This window comes from Streptomyces sp. NPDC030995, assembly GCF_055571215.1.
Window position 1 is genome coordinate 153,286 of sequence record NZ_JBVIFS010000007.1, and the last position, 23,664, is coordinate 176,949.

Here is a 23,664-nt window from a genome sequence, read left to right on the forward strand (position 1 = left end):
GGGGTCCGGGTGCGGAGCCCCCGGCAGCGGCGCCGCACCCGGGGCTCCGCCCCAGACCCCGCGCCTCAAACGCCGGCGAGGCTGAATTACTCAGGCCCGAGTTGAGTACCCGCACGCTGTCGGCGGAGCCGGGCCGCGGGCGAGCGTAGGCCCATGACAGTCAGCGCACGCGACATGGCCGCCGCCACCCCCGCCGGCCGCGACCGGTACGTCGACCTGCTGCGGGTCGCCTCGCTCGGCACCGTCATCGCGGGGCACTGGCTGATGGCCGCCGTCAGCAGCGACGGCATAGGGAATCTGCTCGCCCTCGTGCCCGCGCTCCAGGTGCTCACCTGGGGGCTGCAGATCATGCCGGTCTTCTTCTTCGTCGGCGGGTTCTCGCACGCCCTGTCCTACCGGTCCGTGCAGCGCACCGGCGGCGGGCGGCCCGTCTACGCCGTCTTCCTGCGGGCAAGGCTGCGCCGGCTGCTGCGGCCCACCCTGGTCTTCGTCCTGGTCTGGGCCGCCGTCGCGCTCGCCGTGCAGCTCGCCGGGCGGGGCGAGGGGCGGCTCGGCGGGGCCGCGCTGCGGATGGTCACGCAGCCGCTGTGGTTCATCGGGATCTACCTGGCCATGGTCGCCTTCACCCCGCCGCTGCTGAAGCTGCACGAGCGCCACGGCTGGGGGGCGTTCGCCGCGCTGGCGGGTTCGGCCGCCCTGGTCGACGTACTGCGCTTCGCGCTCGGGGTCCCGTACGTGGAGTTCCTGAACTTCGCCTTCGTCTGGCTCGCCGTCCACCAGCTGGGCTTCCTGCGCGCCGACGGCCGGATCCGCCGGCCCGCCGCCCTCGCGGCCGCGGGCCTTGCCGGGGCCGTGCTGCTGGTGGCGTACGGGCCGTACCCGCTGTCCATGGTCGGGATGCCGGGCGAGAAGGTCTCCAACATGGCCCCGCCCACCCTGGCCCTGCTCTGCCACGGCATGTGGCTCGTCGGAGCCGTGCAGCTGCTGGCCCGGCCCGCCACCGCCTGGCTCGCCCGCCCCCGGGTCTGGCGCGGGGTCGTCGCCGCGAACGGCATCGCCATGACCGCCTTCCTCTGGCACCTCACCGCCATGCTCGCCGTGTACGGGGCCCAGCTCGCCCTCGGGATCGGGCTGCCCGAGCCCGCCACCGCCGCCTGGTGGGCGCAGGTGCCGGTGCGGATCGTGCTGGCCGCCCTGCTGACCGGGCTGCTCGTCGCCTGCTTCCGCCGCTTCGAGGCCCCGGCCCCGGCCGCGGCCTCCACCGCACCGGGGAGCGACGGGAGCGACGGGAGCGGCGGGAGTGGCGGAAGCGGCGGGAGTGGCGGAAGCGGCCCCTGGGCGGCCCTCGGGATCACCCTCTGTCTCCTCGGCATCCTCGGCCTGTCCATGACCGGGCTCGGCGGCCTGCTCGACGGCCACAGCGCCACCCTGATCGCCTTCCCGGTGACCGCGCCCGTCGCGATCGCCATGGCCCTGGCGGGTGCCCTGCTCGTGGAACGGTCCGGCGCCGCCCGGCGCGTTAGGCTGAGGGGCTGATCCACACCCTCCCCCAGACTCGGTCCGGGGGTACCCCACCTGGAGCGCGTCTGATGGCGGTCAATCTGGTCAATGTCGAGGCAGTCAGCAAGGTGTACGGCACACGTACCCTGCTGGACGGCATCTCCCTCGGCGTGTCCGAGGGGGACCGTATCGGCGTCGTCGGCCGCAACGGCGACGGCAAGACCACCCTCATCCGGATGCTCGCCAAGCTGGAGGAGCCGGACACCGGCCGGGTCACCCAGTCCGGCGGCCTGCGCATGGGCGTCCTCACCCAGCACGACTCCCTCGATCCCAAGGCCACCATCCGCCACGAGATCATCCGGGACATGGCCGACCACGAATGGGCCGGCAACGCCAAGATCCGCGACGTCCTGACCGGACTCTTCGGCGGGCTCGACCTGCCCGGCTTCGACCAGGGCCTCGACACCGTCATCGGCCCGCTCTCCGGCGGCGAGCGCCGCCGCATCGCGCTCGCCAAGCTGCTCATCGCCGACCAGGACCTCCTGATCCTCGACGAGCCCACCAACCACCTCGACGTCGAGGGCATCTCCTGGCTGGCCAAGCACCTCCAGGAGCGCCGCTCCGCGCTCGTCTGCGTCACCCACGACCGCTGGTTCCTCGACCAGGTCTGCACCCGCATGTGGGACGTGCAGCGCGGCGACGTGCACGAGTACGAGGGCGGCTACAGCGACTACGTCTTCGCCCGCGCCGAGCGCGACCGCATCGCCGCCACCGAGGAGTCCAAGCGGCAGAACCTCATGCGCAAGGAGCTGGCCTGGCTGCGCCGCGGCGCCCCCGCCCGGACCTCCAAGCCCCGCTACCGCATCGAGGCCGCCAACGAGCTCATCGCCGACGTGCCGCCGCCGCGCGACAAGTCCGAGCTGATGAAGTTCGCCAACGCCCGCCTGGGCAAGACCGTCTTCGACCTCGAGGACGTCAGCGTCCACGCCGGTCCGAAGGAACTGCTCAAGCACCTCACCTGGCACCTGGGTCCCGGCGACCGCATCGGCCTCGTCGGCGTCAACGGCGCCGGCAAGACCTCCCTGCTGCGCGCCCTCGCCGAGGCGGCCCGCACCCAGGGCGAGGTCCAGCCCGCCGCCGGCAAGGTCACCGTCGGAAAGACCGTCAAGCTGGCCTACCTCTCGCAGGAGGTCGGCGAGCTCGACCCGTCGCTGCGGGTCCTGGAGGCCGTCCAGCGGGTCCGCGACCGCGTCGACCTCGGCAAGGGCCGCGAGATGACGGCGGGCCAGCTGTGCGAGCAGTTCGGCTTCACCAAGGAGAAGCAGTGGACGCCGGTCGGCGACCTCTCCGGTGGTGAGCGGCGGCGGCTGCAGATCCTGCGCCTGCTGATGGACGAGCCCAACGTCCTCTTCCTCGACGAGCCCACCAACGACCTCGACATCGAGACCCTGACCCAGCTGGAGGACCTCCTCGACGGCTGGCCCGGCTCGATGATCGTGATCTCCCACGACCGGTTCTTCATCGAGCGCACCACCGACACGGTGATGGCCCTGCTCGGCGACGCGAGCCTGCGGATGCTGCCGCGCGGCCTGGACGAGTACCTGGAGCGCCGCCGCCGGATGATCGAGGCGGCCACCCCGGCGCCCGCCCCGGCCGCGGCCGCCGCCGCGAAGTCCACGGCCTCGGGGGACTCGCGTGCCGCGAAGAAGGAGCTCCAGAAGATCGAGCGGCAGCTGAACAAGCTCTCCGACCGCGAGGGCAACCTGCACGCCCAGATCGCCGAGAACTCCACCGACTACGACAAGGTGGCCAAACTCGACGCGGAGCTGCGCGAACTCCTCGCGGACCGGGACGATTTGGAAATGCGCTGGCTGGAGCTGGCCGAAGAGGCGTAGCAACTGGCCTGATAACGGCGGCGTCACGGGCCGGTCCTCCCTTGGGAACAGGGGGCGGACCGGCCCGATGTATGTGCGCCGTCAGTGATAGAAAGGTCATCCTCCACGCCCCCTCCGAAGCCGAAAGTGTGCGCTGATGACCGAGCCGCCCCAGCCGCCGAACCAGCCGCCGACACCTTCCGGTTACGGCCACCTGCCCGGCCCGCCGCAGCCGGGTTACGGGTACCCGCCGCAGGGCGAGAACCCGTACGCCCAGCCGGCCACGGCTCCGGCCCCCGCCCCCGCCCCGTACGCGCAGCAGCCGCAGCAGCCTCCGTACGCCCAGCAGCCGCCCACCGTCCAGCAGCAGCCCCCGCTCGGCGTTCCGAACGGCCTGCCGCCGAAGAAGAAGCTGACCGTGCTGATCGCCGCGTCGGTCGCGGCGGCCCTCCTCGCCGGAGGCGTGGGCTACATCGCCTTCTTCAAGGACGACAAGGGCGGCAAGGAGCCCGTCGCGCAGGAGTCCACGCCCGCCGGCCCCTCCGGCTCCCCCTCCGTGGACAAGGGCAACGGCAACGGCACCGGCGACGGCGGCCAGCAGACCGACCTCAACTCCGGGCGCAAGCAGGGCGAGGACAAGGTCCTCTGGTTCAAGACCGCCAAGGTCGACGGTCCTGGCATGGGCGTGGATTCGGCAGCCCAGTGGGTCGTCGGCGACACCGTGGTGAAGAGCGTCTGGAAGTCGCTCACCGGTTACTCGGTCACCGACGGCAAGGAGAAGTGGACACTCCCCTTCCCCGCCGTGATCTGCTCCGTCGCCCGGCAGACCACCGCCGACGGAAAGACGGCTCTCATGTACCGGGACGGCGAGGGCGACAGCGCCTCCTGCACCCAACTGCGCGTGGTCGACCTCAAGACGGGCAAGGAGGTCTGGTCGAAGGAGGTGCCCAAGGAGGGGCTCTTCGACATCTTCACCAGCCCCACCCTGGCCATGACGGGCGACACCGTGACCGTCAGCCGCGGCGGCACCGCCAGCGCCTTCAAGATCAGCAACGGCGACAAGCTCTTCGGCCACGCGCTGGGCGAGGGCTGCAACCCCGACTCCTACGAGACGGGCAACGGCAAGATGATCGCCCTCGCCACCTGCTCCGACGACGACGCCAGCGCCGAGGTGCAGGGCGTCGACCCGGTCACCGGCAAGAAGGGCTGGGCCTTCCGGCTCCCCAAGAAGTACAAGGTCACCAGCATCTACTCGGTGGACCCGGTCGTCGTGGACGTCGGCAACGAGGAGACCAAGGAGCGTTCCATCGTGGTCCTCGGGCCCGACGGGAAGCAGACCGCCACCCTCGCCGGCGCGGGCAGCTTCGCCATGGGCTGCGGCGACACCGGCCTCTTCCGGTCCCTGACGACCTGCCCCTCGGCCGTCGTCGACGGGGGCACCCTCTACCTGCCCACCGCGGCGGCCGCCGGCGCGGCCAACGAGATCGTCGCCTTCGACCTGGCCACCGGCAAGGACAAGTGGCGCACCCCGGCAGGGGACAAGCGCACCCTCACGCCGCTCAAGGTCCTGAACGGGCAGCTGATCGCCTACCGCAAGGCCGAGTCGGACCAGGGCGGCGAGGTCATCTCGATCCCGGCCGGCGGCGGCACCCCCACCGCGCTCCTGCGTCACCCGTCGGGCCCCGCCGCCCCGATCGAGAGCGCCTTCCGCACCCCGAAGCTCGACTACGTGGACGGGCGGTTCTTCATCTCCAGCCCCCGTCTGAACGCCCAGGGCAAGGACGAGAAGCTCCTCATGGTCTTCGGAAAGTGAACCCGCCCAACGACCGCCCACCGAGAGGCAAGAACACCCCATGAGTACCCCGCCGCCCCCCCACCAGCCGCCGTCCGGCGGCTTCGGAGCGCCGCAGGAGCCCGCACCGGGCGGGTTCGGCGCACCCACGCCGCCGCCTCCGCAGGCCCCGCCCGGCCCGCCGGCGCCCCCGCAGCAGCCGCCGACCGGGCAGCCCGCGTACGGGTACCCACAGCCCGGGCCCGGTTACGGCTACCCGCAGCAGCCCGGCACCCCGCCGCCGTTCGGCACCCCGCCGCCGTTCGGCGCGCCCGTGGCCCCGGCCGTGCCCGCCGCCCGGCCCCCGGCCGGCGGCAACAACGACAAGCGCACCCAGCTGATGATCGTCGGCGCGGCCCTGCTGGCCATCGTCCTCATCGTCGGGGGCGGCCTCTGGTACGTCTCCGGCGACGACGACGGCAAGCAGAAGACCGCGCAGAGCGACCCCAGCGCCTCCGCGGACGGTGACAAGCCCGGAACCTTCGTGCCCGGCACCGAGAAGGCGCCCTCCAACCCCAAGTCGAAGGTGCTCTTCAACCAGCCGAGCCCGACGCCGGCCGAGGTCGTCAACGTCACCGGTTCCTGGATCACCGACTCCACCTACATCAAGGCGGACGTCTCGAAGGTCGTCGGCTACAACCTCGTCGACGGCGGCAAGAAGTGGGAGCTGCCCTTCCCGGGCGAGCTCTGCGGTGCGACCAAGCACGTCAGCGAGAACAAGTCGGCGGTCCTCTTCCGGCCCGCCCAGCCCACCCCCGAGAACAAGTACCCGGCGTGCACCGAGGTCGGCGTCATCGACCTGGAGAGCGGCAAGCTCGTCTGGTCCGGCAACGCCAAGAGCTCCAACGGCGGCGACAAGCCGGTGTCGTTCTCCGAGGTCACCCTCAGCGGCAAGACCGTCGCCGCGGCCGGCGTCTCCAACGGTGGCGCCGCCTGGAACCTCGCCGACGGCAAGTCCCTGTGGCTGCCCAAGGTCGACGGCGAGAGCTGCCGCGACACCGGCTACGCGGGCGGTGAGGCCCTGGCCGTCATCCGCAAGTGCGGCCAGAGCCCCAACTACACGCTGTACGCGCAGCTCCTCGACCCGGCCACGGGCGCGCCCACCGCCTCGTACAAGCTGTCCCCGGGCATCGAGTACGCGCACATCGTCGCCACCAAGCCGCTGATCGTGGCGGCCGACGTCGGCGACAACGCGAAGGGCGGCAAGGGCGTGAGCGACCTCTTCGTCGTCGACCCCAAGGGCGAGCTGAAGGCACGTATCCCGCTCGCCTCCGGGAACTTCGCCGCCAAGTGCGGATCCACCGAGGTCGAGAAGTGCTCGCAGATGGTGGTCGGCAACGGCAAGCTCTACGTGCCCTCCGAGGAGCATCAGGGCCAGTCCTCCAGCGGCCGCACCAACGAGCTGCTCTCCTTCGACCTGGAGACCGGCAAGCAGACCACCGACCGCGCCGACGCGGGCGAGCGGTACACGATCTTCCCGCTGCGCATGGACGGGTCGAACATCATCGCCTACAAGGTCCCCCCGTACGACAAGGGCGGCCAGATCGTCAGCATCGACGGCAAGACGATGAAGGAAACCCTCCTCATGGAGAACCCGGCGGACAAGGAGACGCAGCGCGCCGAGACCGGTTTCTCGCCGGAGTACAGCGAGTACCGCTACCACAACGGCAAGCTCTTCGTCTCCCGCACGAACGTCCGCAAGCCGTACTCCGACAAGGCCGACCCGGAGTACCTCTTCGTCTCGTTCACCGCGAGCTGACCCGCACGGCACCACCGCGAAGCCCCCGAACGGTCCCCACCGATCGGGGGCTTCTGCGCGGTATCCCCCTCGCAAGGTCGAACAAGCGTTTGACGATCCTCGCCCCCTGGACGGGGGCGATTCCTTTCAGCTCGCGTGGGCGGGCTTCGGGGTTCACGCATCCGCCTCCGGCCGGTGGCCGGGACTCGCATCCTGGGGATGCTGCGCGTGCTGTTGATGTCCGAGCCGCCCTCCCCCAGACTCCGTCCGGGAGGTGCCCCCAGGCGGGCTCGGGCCTCGATCTCGACCGAGGCGTTGTGGTCGGCGTCGTCCTCGTGCCCGCAGTGGGTGCAGGCGAAGAGCCGGCCGCATCCCTTGCGGGATTCGGGATCGACCTGGCCACACTTGGCGCAGGTCTGGGAGGTGTGGAACGGTGGGACGGCGACGAGTACGGACCCGTACATGCGGGCCTTGTACTCAAGTTGCCGCCGCCGTTCACCGGGGGCGTGGTCGAGGACCGACCGGTTCAGCCGGGCCTTCGCCCGGACGTTCTTCCCCAGGGCTACGGCGGTGCCTTTCGCGGAGGCGGTCATGTTCTTCACGCGCAGGTCCTCGATACCGATCAGGCCGTGGTTTTTGGCGAGTTCGGTGGTGAGCTTGTGCGTGAAGTCCCGCCGCCGGTTGGCCCGGCGGGTGGTGATCTTCGCGATCTGGGCGATCGTTGTGCGCAGGCGGCGGCTGTACTTCCCGACGTTGTGTTTCTTGGCGTAGGTGATCTGTCGTGCCTTGCGCTGCTCCAGCGCCTTGAGCCGCTTCTTCTCGTTGGCGGTGAGCGTTGGCGGCACGAGGCGGGGTGTGGCCTCGGTGGACACGAACGCGGATGCGACGACGCCGAAGTCCACCCCGCACGCCGGCTTCCCGTTCGGAGCATCCGGCGGGCGTCCGGTGTGGACACCGAAGGAGATGTGCCAGCCGTTGCCGTCCCGGGACACCGTGGCGTTGCGGATCGTGCCCCCGATGGCACGGGAGAGCCGGAACCGCACCCAGCCGACCTTCGGCAAACGCACCTCGGCCCACTTGCGGTTCAACTTCCGGAACTCCACCGCCTGCCCGGGAAACGGGACCGACAGACGGTGCCCGCGCTTCTTCCGCGCCGGAAACCGGGCCGGGTGATTGGGGTTCCAGAAATTGTCATACGCCTGGTCCAGCTGACGCAGGATCTGCTGCCCAGTCTGCGCGGGCAGATCACCGATCCAGTCGAGATCCGCACGGGCGGCCGTCAGGTGCTTGCACTGCTCTGCCGACCGCAGGGTGTACCGGCGCTGATCCCACAGATACACGCGCTGCTCCAGAGCGACGTTCCACAGAGCACGCGCCGTATGACCCCACCCGGTCAGGACGTGGTCCTGCTCACCAGTGGGGTACGCGCGATACTTGCGCCCCGCGTCCACCTTCACGCCTCCTATCGTCCCGACCATTTATGGCCGACGTGGCCCAGATCCGAAAAAGACAGACATTGCCCTTTCGTGATGCACGCACACGTGGTTTTCGGTAAAAGTGCCGTACGGAGTGTTCTCCGATGCGTATCTCAAGCGGGTGGAGGAGATTGTCCCCGTGCAGCGCTTGGGGTCCGACTCCTACTTCGCCGGATCCGTCGGCGGTCGAGCGGAAGCCCGATGCGCGGCGATTAATCCTGGTAGCTTGCCGGGTCAGAAGGTGGGGGGTGGGTTCCGCAATGGGCGTACGGGTCGTGGTCGTCGACGAGCACCGGCTGCTGGCCGAGGCGCTCGCCTCTGCCCTGAAGCTGCGCGGTCACCGGGTGCTGGCCGCCGCCGCCCCGGCCGCGGGCGCCGCCGACCTGGTGATCAGCCGTGCGCCGGAGGTGTGTCTCTTCGGCACGGCCTCCCCCGCCGAGCCCGGGGTCTTCGAGCCCGTCGTCCGCATCAAGCGGGAGCGCCCGCAGATCGCCGTCGTCGTCCTGGGTCCGGTGCCGAACCCGCGGGGGATCGCGGCCGCCTTCGCCGCCGGCGCCTGCGGGTACGTACGCCAGGACGAGCGCATCGAGGGCGTGGAGCGGGCGCTGGCCAAGGCGAGGGGCGGGGAGGTGGCGATCGCCCCGCAACTGCTGCAAGGGGCCTTCGCGGAGCTCCTGAACCCCGCGGCCCAGCCCGATGACGAGGGCAGCCGGCTGCTGCGGCTGCTGACCCCGCGCGAGGTGGAGGTGCTGGTGCGGGTCGCCGAGGGCGAGGACACCCGGCTGATCGCCGCGGGCATGGAGATCGCACCGAGCACGGCCCGTACGCACGTGCAGCGGGTGCTGATGAAGCTGGGCGTGGGTTCGCGGCTGGAGGCGGCCGCGCTGGCCGCCCGTACCGGTCTGCTGGACCGGGCCCTGCCCGGGCAGCCGTCCGCCGCCCTCGCGGACTGAGGCGGCCCGATTTTCCCGCCCGATTTCCCCGGACGCGCCGAATCCGGTAAGCCAGTCTCCTAGCATGCGCGTGCACCGTGCATGGTCCCCTGGGAGAGGCAGTAGTCGAGTGAGCAAGACGGCGAGTCACAAGTACCTGGTAACCGGTGGCGCCGGATACGTCGGCAGTGTGGTCGCTGCCCACCTGCTGGAGGCCGGCCACGAGGTCACGGTCCTCGACGACCTCAGCACCGGCTTCCGCGTCGGAGTCCCGGCGGGCGCCGAGTTCATCGAGGGCCGGATCCAGGACGCCTCCCGCTACCTGGACTCCTCCTACGACGCGGTGCTGCACTTCGCGGCCTCCTCGCAGGTCGGCGAGTCCGTGGTGAACCCGGGCAAGTACTGGGAGAACAACGTCGGCGGCACGCTCGCCCTGCTGGCCGCGATGCGCGAGGCGGGAGTGCGCAAGCTGGTGTTCTCCTCCACCGCCGCCACCTACGGGGAGCCGACGGAGGGCCTGCTGACCGAGGCGTCGGTGACCGCGCCGACCAACCCGTACGGGGCCTCGAAGCTGGCCGTGGACCACATGATCGCGGGGGAGTGCGTGGCGCACGGCCTGGCCGCGGTGTCCCTGCGTTACTTCAACGTGGCGGGCGCCTACGGGGAGTTCGGCGAGCGGCACACCCCCGAGACGCACCTGATCCCGCTGGTCCTCCAGGTCGCGCTGGGCGAGCGGGAGTCGATCTCGGTGTTCGGCGAGGACTACCCGACCCCGGACGGCACCTGCGTACGCGACTACATCCACGTCGCCGACCTGGCGGAGGCCCACCTGGCCGCCCTGGAGAGCGCCGTCGGCGGGGAGCACCTGATCTGCAACCTGGGCAACGGGAGCGGCTTCTCGGTCCGCGAGGTCGTCGAGACCGTCCGCAAGGTGACCGGCCGGGACATCCCCGAGGTCGTCGCCCCGCGCCGGGCCGGCGACCCGGCGATGCTGGTCGCCTCCGCCCGCACGGCGCACGAGCGCCTCGGCTGGACCCCGAGCCGCTCGGACCTCACCGGGATCATCACGGACGCGTGGAACTTCGCGCGTACGCACACCTCCTGAACCACGGGTTGCCGCCCGCCCCACTGCTTCCACCCGCGCCCCCCGCACCCTTCCGGTGCGGGGGGCGTGCGCGTATCCGGGTGCGCTGTGGCTGAGCGCTGTGCGCGGGCGCCCGGCGTGCACACGCCGGGTGAAATGCCCCCCGTGCATCTGCCCGTGGCACGCGCCGGGTCGGAAGCCGCCATCCGGACCTTCGGCTCAGGCGAATTCCAGCCACCACAAAGCCTGTTCAGGAGCCTCGGGCGGGAAAATCGCTGGGAAAACTTCTGCTATTCGGCCAACTGCGAGCCGCCCCCGGCCCTACGCTGATGCGTGACACCGGTGGGGGCCGGTGTTGATCAGGGGTCGAGACAAGTCGGGTACGTCGTCCGGTCCGGGGTAGTGCAGAGATGTCACGGCGGCGGCCGGGGCAGCTGCGGATCACCCGGTCCGGGCGCCGTACCCGCCGTTGTCCGTTCCCCTACCCTTGGGGGTTTTGTGGTTCGTATCCGGGTTCTCGTCGTCGACGATCACCGCATCTTCGCCGAATCGCTCGCAGCCGCGCTCGCGGCCGAGCCGGACGTGGACGTGTCCGCGGCCGGCAGCGGCCCCGCCGCGGTGCGCTGCCTCGAACGCGCGGTGGCCGAGGGCCGCCGCTTCGACGTCCTGCTGGTCGACGCCGATCTCGGCGCGGTCGCCGGGGCTGTGCCCGCCCAGCGGGAGTCGGGCTCCGGACCGCCGTCGCCCGCCCCGGACGGGATCGCGCTGGTCGCCGGGGTTCGGGTGGCCCACCCCGGGGTCCGTACGGTCGTCCTCGCCGAGCGCGACGACCCGCGCCGGGCCGCGCTCGCGCTCCAGGCGGGCGCTTCGGGCTGGGTGGCGAAGGACTGTTCGCTCTCGCGGCTGCTGGCGGTCATCCGCGGGGTCCTGCGAGAGGAGACCCACCTGCCGCCCGCGCTGCTCACCGGGGTGCTCCGTGAACTGACCGCGGCGCGCAAGCACCGTACGGACAGCGAACGGCTCGTCGAGTCGCTCACCCCGCGCGAACACGAGGTGCTGCGCTGCATGGTGGCGGGGCTGGGCCGCAAGGACGTGGCGGCGCGGCTGTTCCTGTCCCCGCACACCGTCCGCACCCACATGCAGAACGTGCTGGGCAAGCTCGGGGTGCACTCGACCCTGGCGGCGGTGGCACTGGCCCGCCGGGCGGGCGTACGACCGGCGGACCTAGCCGGGGATGTTGTCGAACGGAGCGGTCAACTGGCGTAGCAGCCCGGCGAGATCGCCGCGCTGGTTCTGCGAGAGCTGGGCGAGGATCGCCCGCTCCTGGGCCAGCAGCCCGGCGAGGGCCTGGTCGGCGCGGTCCCGGCCCTCGGGGGTGAGCCGCACCAGGACCCCCCGGCGGTCGCTGGGGTCCGGGAGCCGTTCGACGAGGCCCTTCTTGGCGAGACGGTCGATGCGGTTGGTCATGGTGCCGGAGGTGACCAGTGTCTGGGTCAGGAGCTGGCCGGGCGAGAGCTGGTAGGGCGCGCCGGCGCGCCGCAGGGAGGTGAGGACGTCGAACTCCCAGGGCTCCAGGCCGTGCTCGGAAAAGGCCAGCCGGCGGGCGCGGTCGAGGTGCCGTGCGAGCCTGCTGACGCGGCTCAGTACCTCGAGCGGTTCCACGTCGAGGTCAGGGCGCTCCCGCCGCCATGCCGCCACCAGTCGGTCGACCTCGTCCTCCATGCCGATCAGTGTAAGGGGTCTGTCGATGTGAAGTCTCTTGATGTCCAGTATCTCGATCACAAGTATCTTGACATCAAGATATAAAAAAAGCGAGCATGGGGCATGGAGGGGGCCGGAACAGATTCCGCTTCCGACCGCCCCGCCAGCAGGGAGGCTCGAACATGTATTCCGATACCGCGCAGGCCGGGACCCCCACGTCCACGGCGCCCTCCGCTCCCACCTGGGATCCCCAGCAGTACCTCCGGCACTCAGGCCACCGCACACGGCCCTTCCTGGACCTCCTCACCCGCATACCCGAACTCCCCGGCAGGCCCGCCCGCATCGCCGACCTCGGCTGCGGCCCCGGCAATGTCACCTCGCTCCTCGCCGGCCGCTGGCCGGAGGCGCGCATCACGGGCTTCGACCTCTCCCCGGAGATGCTCCACCGCGCCGGCCAGGAGTACGCCGGCCCCACTCCCGGAGGCGGCAGCCTCGACTTCCGCCACGGGGACCTCGCTTCCTGGCTCCCCGAGGAGCCCTACGACCTGATCGTCTCCAACGCCGCCCTCCAGTGGGTCCCCAGCCACCCCGGCTCCTTCGGTGCCTGGATCAACGGACTGCGCCCCGGCGGCACCTTCGCCTTCCAGATCCCCGGCAACTTCAAGGCCCCCAGCCACGCCCTGCTCGCCCAGCTCTGCGACACCCCGCGCTGGCGCTCCCGGCTCGCCGGCCACGGCGCCCGCTACATTCATCACCTCGAACCCGCGGAATACCTCGCCCGCTTCACCGCACTCGGCTGCGCCACGGACGTCTGGGAAACCACCTACCACCAATTGCTCCAGGGACCCGACCCCGTACTCGACTGGGTCAAGGGCACCGCCCTGCGCCCGGTGCTCACCGCCCTCGGCGACGACCGCGAAGCCGTGGACGCCTTCCTCTCCGAATACCGGGACCTGCTGCGCGTGGCCTACCCGAGCGGGCCACGCGGCACCGTCTTCCCGTTCCGCAGGATCTTCGCCGTCGCCCGCAAGGAGGCCTGACCGTGCTGACCGCAGTCGACCACGTCCAACTCGCCGCGCCGCCGGACTCGGAGGACCGGCTCCGCGCGTACTACACGGACGTCCTCGGCATGACCGAGATCCCCAAACCGCCCGTGCTAGCCGCACGCGGGGGCTGCTGGTTCGCCGCGGGACCGGTCCAGCTGCACCTCGGCATCGAGGAGGACTTCCGGCCCGCCCGCAAGGCCCACCCGGGACTGCGGGTGACCGGCATCCAGGCGTACGCGAGCAGACTGGAGGAGCGCGGGGCCAAGGTCGTCTGGGACGACAACATGCCGGGCCATCACCGCTTCTACTCCGAGGACCCCGTGGGCAACCGGCTCGAATTCTTGGAACGGCACAGCCTGGACGATGCGTCCTAGGGCGAAGCACACCGGACGCCCGCACCACACGACGGCGCCCCGCCACCGGATCTCCGGTGACGGGGCGCCGTCGTACGCCCTCGTACGAGCGGGTACGGGGCTCAGCTCTTGCGGCGGCCCACCAGCTGCGGCTTCGACTCCAGGCCGTCCAGCCCGTGCCAGGCCAGATTCACCAGGTGCGCGGCGACCTCCGCCTTCTTGGGCTTGCGCACGTCCAGCCACCACTGCCCGGTCAGCGCCACCATCCCGACCAGCGCCTGCGCGTACAGGGGGGCCAGCTTGGGGTCGAAGCCCCGCGCCTTGAACTCCAGGCCCAGGATGTCCTCGACCTGCGTGGCGATGTCGCTGATCAGCGAGGCGAAGGTACCGGTCGACTGGGCCACGGGGGAGTCCCGCACGAGGATCCGGAAACCGTCCGTGTAGGACTCGATGTAGTCCAGCAGCGCGAACGCCGCCTGCTCCAGCAGCTCCCGCGGATGCCCGGCCGTCAACGCTCCCGTCACCCCGTCCAGCAGCTGGCGCATCTCCCGGTCCACGACGACCGCGTACAGCCCCTCCTTGCCGCCGAAGTGCTCGTACACCACCGGCTTGGACACCCCGGCCTTCGCCGCGATCTCCTCCACCGACGTGCCTTCGAAGCCCTTCTCCGCGAAGAGGGTCCGGCCGATGTCCAGCAGTTGCTGGCGCCGCTCCGCGCCCGTCATCCGTACCCGGCGGCCACGCCTGGGCTTGTCGCTGCTGGAATTACCGCCGTCGATCGCCACGCTCCCCATCATGCCGCGTTCGGCTCGTTTTCCCTGCGCCGGGCGTCGATCCGGGCCGCCGACGGCCAGCGCACGTCCGTGGCCCAGCCGAGCTGCTCGCACCAGCGGATCAGCCGCGCGCTGGAGTCGATCTGGCCGCGCAGGACACCGTGCCGGGCCGAGGTCGGGTCGGCGTGGTGCAGGTTGTGCCAGGACTCGCCGCACGAGAGCACCGCCAGCCACCACACGTTGCCCGAGCGGTCCCGGGATTTGAACGGGCGCTTGCCCACCGCGTGGCAGATCGAGTTGATCGACCACGTCACGTGGTGCAGCAGCGCGACCCGTACCAGGGAGCCCCAGAAGAACGCCGTGAACGCGCCCCACCAGGACATCGTCACCAGACCGCCCACCAGCGGCGGGATCGCCAGCGAGACGATCGTCCAGAAGATGAAGTCGCGCGAGATGCGGCGGATCGCCGGATCCTTGATCAGGTCGGGGGCGTACTTCTGCTGATCGGTCTGCTCCTCGTCGAAGAGCCAGCCGATGTGCGCCCACCACAGGCCCTTCATCAGCGCCGGCAGCGTCTCCCCGAACCGCCACGGCGAGTGCGGGTCACCCTCGTGGTCCGAGAACTTGTGGTGCTTTCGGTGGTCCGCCACCCAGCGCACCAGCGGGCCCTCCACCGCCATCGAACCCATCACGGCGAGGACGATCCGCAGCGGCCGCTTCGCCTTGAAGGAACCGTGCGTGAAGTAGCGGTGGAAGCCGATGGTGATCCCGTGGCAGGCCAGGAAGTACATGAAGACCATCAGGCCGATGTCCAGCCAGCTCACCCCCCAGCCCCAGGCCAGCGGCACCGCCGCCAGCAGCGCCAGGAAGGGAACGATGATGAACAGCAGGAGGGCGATCTGCTCGATCGAGCGCTTGTTCTCGCCGCCCAGCGTCGCGGACGACGCAGGTGTGTCGGAGGACGCGGAGGCGCCCTCGATCAGATCGGGACTGGTGGTCATGTGGGGTCCCCTGGGGGGTCAGAGTGTCGGCAGGCTCCGGGTTACGAACCCTACGGACCCGTAACCTACGGCATCGTAAGTATGGCAAAGCCGGGTGGCGGGGCAACAGGAGCGCGGCCGGGGGCAACGGCGTGCGCGCGAGCCGGTCACGCGCCGCCTGATGAGACATTTGCCCAGGCACACGGACGGGACACCTATCCTGTTGCCGTCGGACAGCGCGGTCCGCACGGGCAGCCCAGCTGCGCATCAGGTCGGGGCACCTCCCAGACGTAGTCGTGGGGGAGGCGTTGCCGCGCACGGCCGGGAGCCCACCGCCCAGTAGCGCTCGATCACTGCAAGGAGCCGCACCTGTGAGCAGTGCTGACCAGGTCCCCGCCCGCACCACGGACGCCGCGAACGCAGAGCTGCGCGCGGACATCCGCCGCCTCGGAGACCTCCTCGGGGAGACCCTCGTACGCCAGGAGGGTCAAGACCTCCTCGACCTCGTCGAACGCGTCCGCGCCCTCACCCGCACCGACGGCGAGGCCGCAGCCGCCCTGCTCGGCGACACCGACCTGGAGACCGCCGCCAAGCTGGTGCGCGCCTTCTCCACCTACTTCCACCTTGCCAACGTCACCGAGCAGGTGCACCGCGGCAAGGAGCTGCGCGCCCACCGCGCCGCCGAGGGCGGGCTCCTCGCCCGCACCGCCGACATGCTGAAGGACGCCGACCCCGAGCACCTGCGTGCGACGGTCAGGAACCTCAACGTCCGCCCCGTCTTCACGGCGCACCCCACCGAGGCGGCCCGCCGCAGCGTCCTGAACAAGCTGCGCCGCATCGCCGCCCTGCTGGAGGAGCCCGTCACCGGCGCCGGCGACCGCCGCCGCCACGACCTGCGCCTCGCGGAGAACATCGACCTCGTCTGGCAGACCGACGAGCTGCGCGTGGTGCGCCCCGAGCCCGCCGACGAGGCCCGCAACGCCATCTACTACCTCGACGAGCTGCACGCCGGGGCCGTCGGCGACGTCCTGGAGGACCTCGCCGCCGAACTCCAGCGCGTCGGCATCGAGCTGCCCGCCGGCACCCGCCCGCTCACCTTCGGCACCTGGATCGGCGGCGACCGCGACGGCAACCCGAACGTCACCCCCGAGGTCACCCGCGACGTGCTGATCCTCCAGCACGAGCACGGCATCACCGACGCCCTCGAACTCATCGACTTCCTGCGCAGCCTCCTCTCCAACTCCATCCGCTACACCGGAGCCACCGAGGAACTGCTCGCCTCCCTGCAGGCCGACCTGGAACGCCTCCCTGAGATCAGCCCGCGCTACAAGCGGCTGAACGCCGAGGAGCCGTACCGCCTCAAGGCCACCTGCATCCGGCAGAAGCTCGTCAACACCCGCGAGCGCCTCGCCAAGGGCATCCCGCACGAGGAGGGCCGCGACTACCTCGGCACCGCCGAGCTGCTCGCCGACCTCACCCTCATCCAGACCTCCCTGCGCGAGCACCGCGGCGCGCTCTTCGCCGACGGCCGCATGGACCGCACCATCCGCACCCTGGCGGCCTTCGGCCTCCAGCTCGCCACCATGGACGTGCGCGAGCACGCCGACGCCCACCACCACGCGCTGGGCCAGCTCTTCGACCGGCTCGGCGAGGAGTCCTGGCGCTACGCCGACATGCCGCGGGACTACCGGGGCAAGCTCCTCGCCAAGGAGCTGCGCTCCCGCCGCCCGCTGGCCCCCACCCCGGCCCCGCTCGACGCGGCCGGGCAGAAGACCCTCGGCGTCTTCTCCGCCATCAAGGACGCCTTCGAGAAGTTCGGTCCCGAGGTCATCGAGTCCTACATCATCTCGATGTGCCAGGGCGCCGACGACGTCTTCGCGGCGGCCGTCCTCGCCCGTGAGGCCGGCCTGATCGACCTGCACAGCGGCTGGGCCAAGATCGGCATCGTGCCGCTGCTGGAGACCACCGACGAGCTGCGCGCCGCCGACGTCATCCTCGACGAGATGCTCGCCGACCCCTCCTACCGGCGCCTGGTCTCCCTGCGCGGGGACGTCCAGGAGGTCATGCTCGGCTACTCCGACTCCTCCAAGTTCGGCGGCATCACCACCTCCCAGTGGGAGATCCACCGCGCCCAGCGCCGGCTGCGCGACGTCGCCCACCGCTACGGGGTGCGGCTGCGCCTCTTCCACGGCCGCGGCGGCACCGTCGGCCGCGGCGGCGGCCCCTCCCACGACGCGATCCTCGCCCAGCCCTGGGGCACCCTGGAGGGCGAGATCAAGGTCACCGAGCAGGGCGAGGTCATCTCCGACAAGTACCTCGTCCCCTCGCTGGCCCGCGAGAACCTCGAACTGACCGTCGCGGCCACCCTGCAGGCCTCCGCCCTGCACACCGCGCCCCGCCAGTCCGACGAGGCCCTCGCCCGCTGGGACGCGGCCATGGACACCGTCTCCGACGCCGCGCACTCCGCGTACCGGGAGCTCGTGGAGGACCCGGACCTGCCCGCGTACTTCTTCGCGGCCACCCCGGTGGACCAGCTCGCCGACCTGCACCTGGGCTCGCGCCCCTCGCGCCGCCCCGACTCCGGCGCCGGCCTCGACGGCCTGCGCGCCATCCCGTGGGTCTTCGGCTGGACCCAGTCCCGCCAGATCGTCCCCGGCTGGTACGGGGTGGGCTCGGGCCTCAAGGCCCTGCGCGAGTCCGGCCGGCAGGACGTCCTCGCCGAAATGGGCGAGCGCTGGCACTTCTTCCGCAACTTCCTGTCCAACGTCGAGATGACGCTGGCCAAGACGGACCTGCGGATCGCCCGCCACTACGTCGACACCCTCGTGCCCGAGCACCTCAAGCACGTCTTCGCCCGCATCGAGGCCGAGCACGAGCTGACCGTCCGTGAGGTCCTGCGCATCACCGGCGGCGAGAAGCTCCTGGACTCCCACCCGGTGCTCCAGCAGACCTTCGCCGTGCGCGACGCCTACCTGGACCCGATCTCCTACCTCCAGGTCTCCCTGCTGGCCCGTCAGCGCGAGGCCGCGGCCCGCGGCGAGGAAGCCGACCCGCTGCTCGCCCGCGCCCTGTTGCTCACCGTCAACGGCGTCGCCGCGGGCCTGCGCAACACCGGCTGAGGCCCCGGACCCGGACCCGGACACGAGGAAGCCCCCGCACCGACCGACGGTGCGGGGGCTTCCCCGTACGGGCTACGCCTGGCTGCGGCGGCGGACCACCAGGACGCCACCCGCGGCGATCAGCGCGGCGGCCAGCGTCGAGACCAGGGCGATCGGCAGGTCGGACCCGGTCTTGGCCAGGTCACCGCCGGTGGTGCCACCCGAGACCGGAGCCGGGGAGGTCGCCGAGGAGCTCGGCGTGCCCGACGGCGTACCGCTGCCGCTCGGGGAGACCGAACCGGAGGGGGAGACGGACTGCGAGGGCGTCACCGACCCGGACGGGGAGGCCGACTGCGACGGGGTGCCCGACGGCGTGCCCGAGGGGGTGCCGGACGGGGTCCCGCTCGGCGTCGAGGTGGACGGGCAGGTGTGCGACAGGTTGAACCACTCCAGGCTGCCGCCCTTCACCTTGGCGACGGCCGAGGTGAGCTTGGCACCCGGCTCGGAGGCGACGTAGGCGTGGTTCTGGTTCGGCGGGCCGAAGGTGGTGACCACCTTCTGGCCACCCGGCTCGAAGGTCACCGTCAGCTCCACGAAGGAGATGTCCTTGGGGTTGCCCGGAGCGATGAAGTGCCAGCCGTCCTGGGACGCCGGGATGTCGGCGCAGGTCTTCTCCGTCGAACCGAAGCCGGCCGCGGTGATGGGAGTCTGCTGGTGCAGCGGGATGGTGTACGCGTCGGTCGCGAGGGCGGGAGTCGCACCGGCGGCGAGGACGAGCGAGGTCGCGGCGACGGCGAAGGCCGCACGGCGGATCCTGGAAGGGGTCATGGAGTACCTCTGGCACAGGTGAGGGAAATGGGCCGTGGGGGTGGCGCCGCTCAGCTTGCTGATGACGCCCCGCACCGGTCAAGGGGTACTCGTGAGTATTCGTATGCAGTTGTAGGACCATGTGATGGTATGTCCGAAGTAACGATCGGCCTACAGCCCCTGGATGCTCAGGAGTTGTACGTCGACTGGGCGCGCTCCAGCCCCTCCGCGATCAGGCACTCGACGGAATCCGCCGCCCGGTCCACGAACCACTCCAGCTCCTTGCGCTCCGTGGAGGAGAAGTCCTTCAGCACGAAGTCCGCGACCTGCATGCGGCCCGGCGGCCGGCCGATGCCGCAGCGCACACGGTGGTAGTCCGGGCCCATCGACTTGGTCATCGACTTCAGGCCGTTGTGGCCGTTGTCCCCGCCGCCCAGCTTCAGACGCAGCGTCGGATAGTCGATGTCGAGCTCGTCGTGGATCGCGACGATCCGCTCCACCGGCACCTTGTAGAAGTCGCGCAGCGCCGTCACCGGGCCGCCGGAGAGGTTCATGTACGTCATCGGCTTGGCCAGCACCACGCGGCGGTTCGCCGGTCCCGGCGGGCCCATGCGGCCCTCGACCACCTGGGCGCGGGCCTTGTGCGCCTTGAACTTCCCGCGGATCCGCTCCGCCAGCAGGTCGGCCACCATGAACCCGATGTTGTGGCGGTTGCCCGCGTACTCCGGTCCGGGATTGCCGAGGCCGACGATCAGCCAGGGTGCCGCGTCGTCCGACATCAAAAGCTCCTTAGGGCCTGAAGGGGAGGCCTGAATGTGGGCCGGAATGAAGACGACCGCCGTCCCGCTCCAGTGGAGCCGGACGGCGGTCGGTCAGCAACTGCTGAGAGGGAGGGGCGAGGCTCAGGCCTCGGTGCCCTCGGCCTCGGCGGCCGGCTCCTCGGCCTGCGGGGCGACGACCTGCAGGACGGCGATGTCACCGTCGACGGCCAGCGTGGTGCCGGCCGGCAGGACCAGGTCCGAGGCGTGGATGGTGGCGCCGGCCTCGAGGCCCGCGATGGAGACGGTGACCTCGGTCGGGATGTGGGTGGCCTCGGCCTCGACGGAGATGGTGTTCTGGAGGGTCTCCAGCATGTTGCCGCCGGCGGCCAGCTCGCCCTCGGTGACGATCGCGACGTCGACGGTGACCTTCTCGCCCTTCTTGACGATCAGGAAGTCGACGTGGGAGATCGAGCGCTTCAGGGGGTGCTTCTGCACGGCCTTCGGGATGACCAGCTCGGTGCCTTCGCCCTCGATGTCCAGGGAGAGCAGGACGTTCGGGGTGCGCAGCGCCAGCTGCAGGGCGTGGGCGTCCACGTTGACGTGCTTCGGGTCCGTGCCGTGGCCGTAGATGACGGCGGGGGTCAGGGCGTCACGACGCGCCTGGCGGGCAGAGCCCTTGCCGAAGGTGTCGCGGACCTTGGCGGCAAGCTTGATCTCGGACATGCTCACTCCTCGTGGGGTGACGGAAAACGGACGACAGTCACCCGGCCGAAACGGCCTGCTACGAAGAGCGCGTCGATAACGGAGCATCCGTACCGGAAAACAGGTACGGCCTCCCTCGCCGAGCAACTTGAAAAGTGTACCCGGCGGGGGAGGCCGCACCAAAAGGATCTAAGGCGGAGCGCTTACTGCTGCTCTTCGAAGAGGCTGGTGACCGAGCCGTCCTCGAAGACCTCGCGCACGGCGCGCGCGATCATCGGGGCGATCGACAGCACCGTGATCTTGTCGAGCTCCAAGTCGGACGGGTCCGGCAGGGTGTTCGTGAAGACGAACTCGCTGACCTTGGAGTTCTTCAGGCGGTCGGCGGCCGGGCCCGACAGGATGCCGTGCGTGGCCGTCACGATGACGTCCTCGGCGCCGTGCGCGAACAGCGCGTCGGCCGCGGCGCAGATGGTGCCACCGGTGTCGATCATGTCGTCGACCAGGACGCAGACGCGGCCCTTGACCTCACCGACGACCTCGTGGACGGTCACCTGGTTGGCGACGTCCTTGTCGCGGCGCTTGTGCACGATCGCCAGCGGGGCGTCCAGGCGGTCGCACCAGCGGTCGGCCACGCGCACGCGGCCGGCGTCCGGGGAGACGATCGTCAGCTTGGTGCGGTCCACCTTGGCGCCGACGTAGTCCGCGAGGACCGACAGGGCCGACAGGTGGTCCACCGGGCCGTCGAAGAAGCCCTGGATCTGGTCCGTGTGCAGGTCGACCGTGAGGATGCGGTCCGCACCCGCGGTCTTCAGCAGGTCGGCGACCAGGCGGGCCGAGATCGGCTCGCGGCCCTTGTGCTTCTTGTCCTGGCGGGCGTACCCGTAGGACGGGACGATCACGGTGATGGAGCGTGCCGACGCGCGCTTCAGCGCGTCGATCATGATCAGCTGCTCCATGATCCACTTGTTGATCGGAGCCGTGTGGCTCTGGATCAGGAAGCAGTCCGCGCCACGAGCCGACTCCTGGAAGCGGACGTAGATCTCGCCGTTCGCGAAGTCGAAAGCCTTGGTCGGCACGAGGCCGACTCCCAGCTGGTGTGCGACCTCCTCGGCCAGCTCGGGGTGGGCGCGGCCGGAGAAGAGCATCAGCTTCTTCTCGCCGGTCGTCTTGATCCCGGTCACAGCACTGTCTCCTCAGACGTGTTGAAGCTGCTCGCCCCCATGTGCGTCCGTCCCGCACACGGTGAGCCAGCCGAATTGCGTGCACCTATCACGGTACGCCGTCCCAGGCGTACCTGTTTCCGGTCAGTTCACCTCAGTGGCGCTCGGAGTCCTCCGAGACCGCCGACTGAGCCGCCGTCGCCGCGGCGCTTCCCGGACGCTTGCGAGCCACCCAGCCCTCGATATTCCGCTGCTGGCCACGGGCCACGGCCAGCGCACCGGGCGGCACATCCTTGGTGATCACGGACCCGGCGGCCGTGTAGGCGCCGTCCCCGATGGTGACGGGTGCCACAAACATGTTGTCCGAGCCCGTCTTGCAGTGCGAGCCGACGGTGGTGTGGTGCTTGTGCTCACCGTCGTAGTTCACGAAGACGCTCGCGGCGCCGATGTTGGTGTACTCGCCGATCGTCGCGTCGCCCACGTAGGACAGGTGGGGCACCTTGGTGCCCTCGCCGATCGTCGCGTTCTTCATCTCCACGTACGTGCCGGCCTTGGCCTTGGCGCCGAGGTTCGTGCCGGGGCGCAGGTACGCGAAGGGGCCCACGGTCGCGTGGTCGCCCACGACCGCGCTCTCCGCGACCGTGTTGTCCACGCGGGCGCCCGCGCCCACCCGGGTGTCCTTCAGGCGGGTGTTGGGGCCCACCTCGGCCCCTTCGGCGATGTGCGTGGCGCCGAGCAGCTGCGTGCCCGGGTGGATCAGCGAGTCCTGCCCGAAGGTGACGGTCACGTCCACGAAGGTGCTGGCGGGGTCGACGACCGTCACGCCCGCGAGCATGGCCTGTTCCAGCAGGCGGGCGTTCAGCAGGGCGCGGGCCTCGGCGAGCTGGACCCGGTTGTTGATGCCGAGGATCTGGCGGTGGTCGCTGCCGACGGCCGCGCCGACGCGGTGCCCGGCCTCGCGCAGGATGCCGAGGACGTCGGTGAGGTACTCCTCGCCCTGGCTGTTGTCGGTGCGGACCTTGCCGAGGGCGTCGGCGAGCAGGGCGCCGTCGAAGGCGAAGACGCCCGAGTTGATCTCGCGGATGGCGCGCTGGGCCTCGGTGGCGTCCTTGTGCTCGACGATGGCCGTCACGGCGCCCTCGGCGTCCCGCACGATCCGTCCGTAGCCGGTGGAGTCCGGCACCTCGGCGGTGAGCACGGTGACGGCGTTGCCGTCGGCCTCGTGCGTCCGCGCGAGCGCGCGCAGGGTCTCCCCGGTCAGCAGCGGGGTGTCGCCGCAGACGACGATCACGGTGCCGGTGAGCTGGCCGCCGAGCTCTTCGAGGGCCATGCGGACGGCGTGCCCGGTGCCGTTCTGCTCGTACTGGACGGCGGTGCGGACCTCGGCGTCGATGCCGGCCAGGTGCGCGGTGACCTGCTCCCGGGCGTGCCCGACGACCACGACGAGGTGGGCGGGGTCCAGCTCACGGGAGGCGGCGACGACGTGACCGACGAGCGAGCGCCCGCAGATCTCGTGCAGGACCTTGGGAGTGGCCGACTTCATGCGGGTGCCTTCACCCGCTGCGAGTACGACGACGGCTGCCGGGCGGTTGGCGCTCACGGGGATGCCCTTCGGCTTCGGGGGTGGACCCGTGCAGGATACCGGGGGTTGAAGGGGCCGAAACGAGCGCGGGTCCCGACCGTGAAGGTCAGGACCCGAACTTTCGACGCTCCCCCGCCAGGACTCGAACCCGGACATAAGGCACCAAAAGCCTCAGTGCTGCCAATTACACCACAGGGGATAGTAAACGTGGCCTAATCGGACATTTAGGAGTACCGATCAAGCTGGCGGTCCCTACTATGCCGTACC

General features: G+C 70.7%; 19 protein-coding genes and 1 tRNA gene. 10 read left to right on the forward strand and 10 right to left on the reverse strand.

The features are described 5' to 3' along the window. Nucleotides 1-153 precede the first annotated feature (153 nt). From ACZ45T_RS14320 to ACZ45T_RS14335, 4 genes are all read left to right on the forward strand, one after another. Nucleotides 154-1,536 (forward strand): acyltransferase family protein, encoded by a 1,383-nt coding sequence (locus tag ACZ45T_RS14320; RefSeq protein ID WP_468440923.1) that lies wholly within the window; start codon nucleotides 154-156, stop codon nucleotides 1,534-1,536. Between the two features lie 53 nt (nucleotides 1,537-1,589). Then, nucleotides 1,590-3,395, forward strand: coding sequence for an ABC-F family ATP-binding cassette domain-containing protein (locus ACZ45T_RS14325; RefSeq protein WP_468440925.1), 1,806 nt, complete (start codon nucleotides 1,590-1,592; stop codon nucleotides 3,393-3,395). Nucleotides 3,396-3,531: 136 nt separating this feature from the next. Then, nucleotides 3,532-5,187, forward strand: a complete 1,656-nt coding sequence (locus ACZ45T_RS14330; protein ID WP_468440927.1) for an outer membrane protein assembly factor BamB family protein — start codon at nucleotides 3,532-3,534, stop codon at nucleotides 5,185-5,187. A 40-nt stretch (nucleotides 5,188-5,227) separates the two neighbouring features. Further along, nucleotides 5,228-6,964 carry an outer membrane protein assembly factor BamB family protein gene (locus tag ACZ45T_RS14335; RefSeq protein ID WP_468440929.1) on the forward strand — a complete coding sequence of 579 codons (1,737 nt, stop codon included), beginning with the start codon at nucleotides 5,228-5,230 and terminating at the stop codon, nucleotides 6,962-6,964. Here the strand turns inward: ACZ45T_RS14335 and ACZ45T_RS14340 are convergent. Further along, a complete protein-coding gene (locus ACZ45T_RS14340; RefSeq protein WP_468440930.1) occupies nucleotides 6,862-8,400 on the reverse strand; it encodes an RNA-guided endonuclease InsQ/TnpB family protein in 1,539 nt (512 codons plus the stop codon). The two genes, ACZ45T_RS14335 and ACZ45T_RS14340, sit on opposite strands and share 103 nt — an antisense overlap. A 278-nt stretch (nucleotides 8,401-8,678) precedes the next feature. Between ACZ45T_RS14340 and ACZ45T_RS14345 the strand changes: the two genes are divergently transcribed. The 3 genes from ACZ45T_RS14345 (at nucleotide 8,679) to ACZ45T_RS14355 (ending at nucleotide 11,700) form a co-directional block, all read left to right on the forward strand. Further along, on the forward strand, nucleotides 8,679-9,371 hold the full coding sequence (locus ACZ45T_RS14345) for a response regulator transcription factor (RefSeq protein WP_468441134.1): 693 nt from the start codon (nucleotides 8,679-8,681) through the stop codon (nucleotides 9,369-9,371). A 109-nt stretch (nucleotides 9,372-9,480) separates the two neighbouring features. Continuing rightward, nucleotides 9,481-10,455, forward strand: coding sequence for a UDP-glucose 4-epimerase GalE (galE, locus tag ACZ45T_RS14350; RefSeq protein WP_468440932.1), 975 nt, complete (start codon nucleotides 9,481-9,483; stop codon nucleotides 10,453-10,455). Nucleotides 10,456-10,932: 477 nt separating this feature from the next. Then, a complete protein-coding gene (locus ACZ45T_RS14355) occupies nucleotides 10,933-11,700 on the forward strand; it encodes a LuxR C-terminal-related transcriptional regulator (protein ID WP_468440934.1) in 768 nt (255 codons plus the stop codon). Here the strand turns inward: ACZ45T_RS14355 and ACZ45T_RS14360 are convergent. Then, complete coding sequence (locus ACZ45T_RS14360) at nucleotides 11,659-12,156, reverse strand: MarR family winged helix-turn-helix transcriptional regulator (protein ID WP_030386194.1); 498 nt, start codon at nucleotides 12,154-12,156, stop codon at nucleotides 11,659-11,661. The genes ACZ45T_RS14355 and ACZ45T_RS14360 overlap by 42 nt on opposite strands. A 161-nt stretch (nucleotides 12,157-12,317) precedes the next feature. Between ACZ45T_RS14360 and ACZ45T_RS14365 the strand changes: the two genes are divergently transcribed. Next, nucleotides 12,318-13,175, forward strand: coding sequence for a trans-aconitate 2-methyltransferase (locus tag ACZ45T_RS14365; RefSeq protein WP_468440936.1), 858 nt, complete (start codon nucleotides 12,318-12,320; stop codon nucleotides 13,173-13,175). 2 nt (nucleotides 13,176-13,177) lie between these two features. Continuing rightward, the gene (locus tag ACZ45T_RS14370; RefSeq protein ID WP_468440938.1) at nucleotides 13,178-13,555 is read left to right on the forward strand and encodes a VOC family protein; all 378 of its coding nucleotides are present in this window, start codon (nucleotides 13,178-13,180) and stop codon (nucleotides 13,553-13,555) included. A 101-nt stretch (nucleotides 13,556-13,656) separates the two neighbouring features. On the opposite strand, the gene ACZ45T_RS14375 is transcribed toward ACZ45T_RS14370, so the two are convergent. Continuing rightward, on the reverse strand, nucleotides 13,657-14,328 hold the full coding sequence (locus ACZ45T_RS14375; RefSeq protein WP_361939287.1) for a TetR/AcrR family transcriptional regulator: 672 nt from the start codon (nucleotides 14,326-14,328) through the stop codon (nucleotides 13,657-13,659). Then, nucleotides 14,328-15,308 (reverse strand): acyl-CoA desaturase, encoded by a 981-nt coding sequence (locus ACZ45T_RS14380; RefSeq protein WP_468440940.1) that lies wholly within the window; start codon nucleotides 15,306-15,308, stop codon nucleotides 14,328-14,330. Before ACZ45T_RS14380 ends, ACZ45T_RS14375 begins: the two co-directional genes overlap by 1 nt. Nucleotides 15,309-15,658: 350 nt before the next feature. On the opposite strand from ACZ45T_RS14380, the gene ppc reads away from it, so the two are divergent. After that, the gene (gene ppc / locus ACZ45T_RS14385) at nucleotides 15,659-18,406 is read left to right on the forward strand and encodes a phosphoenolpyruvate carboxylase (protein ID WP_468440942.1); all 2,748 of its coding nucleotides are present in this window, start codon (nucleotides 15,659-15,661) and stop codon (nucleotides 18,404-18,406) included. 72 nt (nucleotides 18,407-18,478) lie between these two features. On the opposite strand, the gene ACZ45T_RS14390 is transcribed toward ppc, so the two are convergent. The 6 genes from ACZ45T_RS14390 to ACZ45T_RS14415 form a co-directional block, all read right to left on the reverse strand. Continuing rightward, nucleotides 18,479-19,213 carry an LPXTG cell wall anchor domain-containing protein gene (locus tag ACZ45T_RS14390; protein WP_468440944.1) on the reverse strand — a complete coding sequence of 245 codons (735 nt, stop codon included), beginning with the start codon at nucleotides 19,211-19,213 and terminating at the stop codon, nucleotides 18,479-18,481. 167 nt (nucleotides 19,214-19,380) lie between these two features. Then, nucleotides 19,381-19,971: an aminoacyl-tRNA hydrolase gene (gene pth, locus ACZ45T_RS14395; RefSeq protein ID WP_468440946.1), complete on the reverse strand. Its 591-nt coding sequence runs from the start codon at nucleotides 19,969-19,971 to the stop codon at nucleotides 19,381-19,383. A 123-nt stretch (nucleotides 19,972-20,094) separates the two neighbouring features. Next, entirely contained in the window at nucleotides 20,095-20,676 is a 582-nt protein-coding gene (locus tag ACZ45T_RS14400) for a 50S ribosomal protein L25/general stress protein Ctc (RefSeq protein ID WP_468440948.1), read from the reverse strand. Between the two features lie 182 nt (nucleotides 20,677-20,858). After that, nucleotides 20,859-21,836: a ribose-phosphate diphosphokinase gene (locus tag ACZ45T_RS14405; protein ID WP_215017437.1), complete on the reverse strand. Its 978-nt coding sequence runs from the start codon at nucleotides 21,834-21,836 to the stop codon at nucleotides 20,859-20,861. A 133-nt stretch (nucleotides 21,837-21,969) separates the two neighbouring features. After that, nucleotides 21,970-23,415 carry a bifunctional UDP-N-acetylglucosamine diphosphorylase/glucosamine-1-phosphate N-acetyltransferase GlmU gene (glmU, locus tag ACZ45T_RS14410; RefSeq protein ID WP_468440950.1) on the reverse strand — a complete coding sequence of 482 codons (1,446 nt, stop codon included), beginning with the start codon at nucleotides 23,413-23,415 and terminating at the stop codon, nucleotides 21,970-21,972. A gap of 109 nt (nucleotides 23,416-23,524) precedes the next feature. Further along, nucleotides 23,525-23,596: transfer RNA gene (locus ACZ45T_RS14415), tRNA-Gln, on the reverse strand. Nucleotides 23,597-23,664: the final 68 nt, after the last annotated feature.